A 3,586-nucleotide genomic window follows, 5' to 3' on the forward strand; every position below is an offset into this window, starting at 1 on the left:
CGATAAAGGCGGCGGGCGGATCCTTGCCGAAGGCGGCCGCGAGCCGGCCGCGAGCTTCGGCGCCGCCAAGCGTGCCGATGACAGCGCCGATGGCGCCCGCGATCAGGCCGCCGATGGTGGCGCCACCGGTGGCGCCGATCACCGCGCCGGTGAAAGCGCCCGTAACGATGCGGGCGCCGAATTGCTGGGGTACTTTACGGCTCGGCGTCGACGGCAACTGGTCGGTGACCAGCTCGACGATGGCCAGGATGGTGAAGATGCCGACAGCCGCCCAATGGCTCATGAAGCTCGCCCAAGTGCCGGCAACCGTCAGCCAGCCGAGATAAGCGCCCCAGGCAATGGCGGCCGGCGCCGTCATGGCGCGAAGACCGGCAATGACGCCGATCAGAAGTGCGAGAATGTAGAGCATGGTCGATCCCCCTCGATCACGGGCCAAGACGGCCTTGAGTCACAGGCTACCATAGGTCCAATATTTGACCAGTACTGGCATCGGCGCTTTTGGCTGCACTTGTGCTTTGCAAGGACGTGAACTGGAGACCGCATCATGGCTGAGAGCGAGCGCGTGAAAATGGTGGCCGGCGAATGGTATACCTGCATCGATGACGAACTGGAGTCGTTGCGGATGATAGCGCGCGATGCGGTGTTCGAGCACAACTTGCTGCCGCCTCGTCAACGCGGCAATCTCGGGCCGGGTCTGAAGGCACTGCTGGGAAGAGCCGGCGAGGGCGCCCGTATCGAGGCGCCGTTCCACTGCGCCTATGGCTTCAACATCTTTCTCGGCGACGGCGTCTTCCTCAATACCGGCTGCACCATCCTCGACACGGCGAGCGTGCGCATCGGCAAGGCAACGCTGCTCGGCCCGAACGTGCAGATCTACTGCGCCGAGCACCACAAGGAGGCCAGTGGGCGGCAGGCCGGACTGGAGATCGCCCGACCGATCGAGATCGGCGCCAATGCCTGGATCGGCGGCTCAGCCGTCATCCTTGGCGGCGTCAGCATCGGTGAAGGCGCCATCGTCGGCGCCGGTGCGGTGGTGACGCGCGACGTGGCGGCGAACGCCACGGTGATCGGCAATCCGGCGCGGCCGGTCAAGCGGGGCTGAACAGGTCAGGACGACAGGACATACGTCATGCGCTCTTCCTGATCGACCCGCCTGGAGAACTCGCGCCGATACTGCGCAGGCGATGTCTTGAGCCGTGCCGAAAAATGCTGGCGCAGCGAGGTGGCGCTGCCGAAGCCGGCTTCGAAGGCGATCATGTCCATGGATTTCTCCGTCGCTTCCAGCAAACGCTGCGCCAGTTCGATCCGCTGGCTGGTCAGCCAATCGCCAAAGCTGGCGCCGATCGATTTCTGAAAGCGACGGGTAAAGGTGCGGCGGGTCAGGCCGGCGGCCTCGGCCACGCGGTCCAGGCTATGCGCTTCGCCAAGCGTCGCGCGAACCGCGTCGAGGGCCTGGGTGAAGCGGTCGGCGTCCGCGCTTCTTGCCACCGGATGCTCGATGAATTGCGCCTGGCCGCCCTGGCGATGCGGGGAAAGCACGATCTGGCGAGCAAGCCGCAGTGCTGCTTCCGCGCCATAGCGGGCGCGCACGATGTGGAGACAGCAGTCGAGGCCGGCGGCGACGCCGGCCGAGGTCACGACATCGCCATTGTCGACGTAGAGCACCGCGGCATCGACAGCGATGTCGGGATGGAGTGTTTGCAATTGTTCGCAATAGGCCCAGTGCGTCGCGGCACGTCGGCCCGAAAGCAGCCCGGCCGCTGCAATGGCGAAGGTGCCGAGGCACAGGCCGACAATCAAGGCGCCGCGTTGGTGCGCATGGCGCAGCGCTTCCATCAGCAGCGGCGATACCGGTTCGCTCAGATGATGCCAGCTCGGGATGATGACGATATCGGCGCCGTCGAGCCCTTCGAGCCCATGCGGCGCGGCAATTGTCAGCCCGGCTTCGGTATGGATCGGCCCGGCCTTGACCGCGCAGATGCGGAAGTCGAAGCGCGGCAGGCCAAGCGCCGTCCTGTCCTCGCCGAAGACCAGGCACGGTACGGAAAGATGGAACGGGCTGATGCCGTCGAAGGCGAGGACGGCAATGATCGGGTCGTTCATGGGTGCTTCCAGCGGTTGAATGCGGATTGTCCCAATTCTTTCGAATGATGTCAATCGGGTCACTTTCGGCTGTCTGGCAGCCCGCCTATCTTCCATCCATCGAATTCAAGCCGGAAAGGAAACACCATGTCTGACCCAGCCAACACCACGCCGCGCCGGGCGCTGATCGTCGTCGATGTGCAGAACGATTACGACGGCGGCAATCTCGCCATCCAGCATCCGCCGTTCCGCGACAGCGTCGTCAATGTGGCACGCGCCATGGATGCAGCGACTGCTGCCGGTATCAAGGTGGTGGTCGTCAAGCAGATGGCGCCCGAGACCTCGCCGATCTTTGCCAAGGGCAGTCACGGCGGCGAACTGCATCCCGAAATCGCCAGGCGCAAGCGCGACCATTATGTCGAAAAGAACCTGCCCTCCGCCTTCACCGGCACTGATCTGGAAGACTGGCTGCGCGCCAATGCCATCGATACGATTACGGTGGTCGGCTACATGACGCATAATTGTGACCTGTCGACCATTATCCACGCCGTGCATATGGGCTTTGCCGTCGAGTTCCTGTCGGATGCGACCGGCTCGGTGCCTTACGCCAACAGCGCCGGCTACGCCTCGGCCGAGGAGATCCATCGCGTGGTCACGATCATCCTGCAGTCGCGCTTCGCCGCCGTGCTCAAGACCGCCGAATGGGTGGAGTGCCTGCAGACCGGCGCGCTGCCGGAGCGCGACACGATCTTCGGCTCCAACCAGCGGGCGCTGTCGCGCAGCGCTGCTTAGGGCTATCCGAACAAACAGAAAGGGCGCCGCATCGCTGCGGCGCCCTTTCTGTTTGAATTGAAGGATTTTAGAACAGGCCTTCGATATTGCCGGCCTCATTGAGGAAGATCTTTTCCGAGGACGGCGCCCTCGGCAGGCCCGGCATGGTCATGACCTCGCCGCAGATGATGACGACGAAGCCGGCACCGGCCGAAAGCCTGACCTCGCGCACCGGCACGGTGTGGCCGGTCGGCGCGCCGCGCAGGTTCGGGTCGGTCGAGAAGGAATACTGGGTCTTGGCCATGCACACCGGCAAATGGCCGTAGCCGGCGTCTTCCCACGCCTTGAGCTGGTCGCGCACCGACTTGTCGGCGATCGCTTCCGAGCCGCGATAGATGCGCTGGACGATGGTGTTGATCTTCTCGAACAGCGGCATGGCATCGGGATAGAGCGGCGCGAACTGCGAGGCGCCGGATTCGGCCAGTGCCACCACCTTGTTGGCGAGATCCTCGATCCCGGCCGAGCCGTGTGCCCAGTGCTTGCACAGGATCGCTTCTTCGCCCATCGAGGCGACATAGTCCTTCATCGCCTGGATCTCGGCGTCGGTGTCGGAATAGAAATGGTTGATGGCAACCACCGCCGGCACGCCGAACTGCCTGATGTTCTCGATGTGGCGGCCAAGATTGGCGCAGCCCTTCTTCACCGCTTCGACGTTTTCCTTGCCGAGGTCTTC

General features: G+C 64.1%; 5 protein-coding genes. 2 read left to right on the forward strand and 3 right to left on the reverse strand.

What is annotated here, in order from left to right; translation table 11 throughout:
• Positions 1-409, reverse strand: a 409-nt coding sequence (locus EN969_RS21700) for a DUF4126 domain-containing protein (RefSeq protein ID WP_127419378.1), incomplete at its 3' end; no start/stop codon positions are given.
• A gap of 135 nt (positions 410-544) precedes the next feature.
• Between EN969_RS21700 and EN969_RS21705 the strand changes: the two genes are divergently transcribed.
• Positions 545-1,102: a sugar O-acetyltransferase gene (locus EN969_RS21705; protein WP_063168859.1), complete on the forward strand. Its 558-nt coding sequence runs from the start codon at positions 545-547 to the stop codon at positions 1,100-1,102.
• 5 nt (positions 1,103-1,107) lie between these two features.
• On the opposite strand, the gene EN969_RS21710 is transcribed toward EN969_RS21705, so the two are convergent.
• Entirely contained in the window at positions 1,108-2,103 is a 996-nt protein-coding gene (locus tag EN969_RS21710; RefSeq protein WP_063168858.1) for a helix-turn-helix domain-containing protein, read from the reverse strand.
• Positions 2,104-2,229: 126 nt separating this feature from the next.
• Between EN969_RS21710 and EN969_RS21715 the strand changes: the two genes are divergently transcribed.
• A complete protein-coding gene (locus tag EN969_RS21715; RefSeq protein ID WP_013529947.1) occupies positions 2,230-2,874 on the forward strand; it encodes a cysteine hydrolase family protein in 645 nt (214 codons plus the stop codon).
• 67 nt (positions 2,875-2,941) lie between these two features.
• Here EN969_RS21715 and EN969_RS21720 read toward each other — a convergent pair.
• A partial coding sequence (locus EN969_RS21720) for a formate--tetrahydrofolate ligase (protein ID WP_127419379.1) occupies positions 2,942-3,586 on the reverse strand: 645 nt, incomplete at its 5' end.

Origin of the sequence: Mesorhizobium sp. M7A.F.Ca.CA.003.01.2.1, from assembly GCF_003998945.1 — a bacterium.
Classification (GTDB): domain Bacteria; phylum Pseudomonadota; class Alphaproteobacteria; order Rhizobiales; family Rhizobiaceae; genus Mesorhizobium; species Mesorhizobium ciceri.

Coding starts and splice junctions, on each gene's coding strand:
- EN969_RS21705 (WP_063168859.1), top strand. CDS start 545: ATGGCTGAGAGCGAGCGCGTGAAAATGGTGGCCGGCGAATGGTATACC.
- EN969_RS21715 (WP_013529947.1), top strand. CDS start 2,230: ATGTCTGACCCAGCCAACACCACGCCGCGCCGGGCGCTGATCGTCGTC.
- EN969_RS21710 (WP_063168858.1), bottom strand. CDS start 2,103: ATGAACGACCCGATCATTGCCGTCCTCGCCTTCGACGGCATCAGCCCG.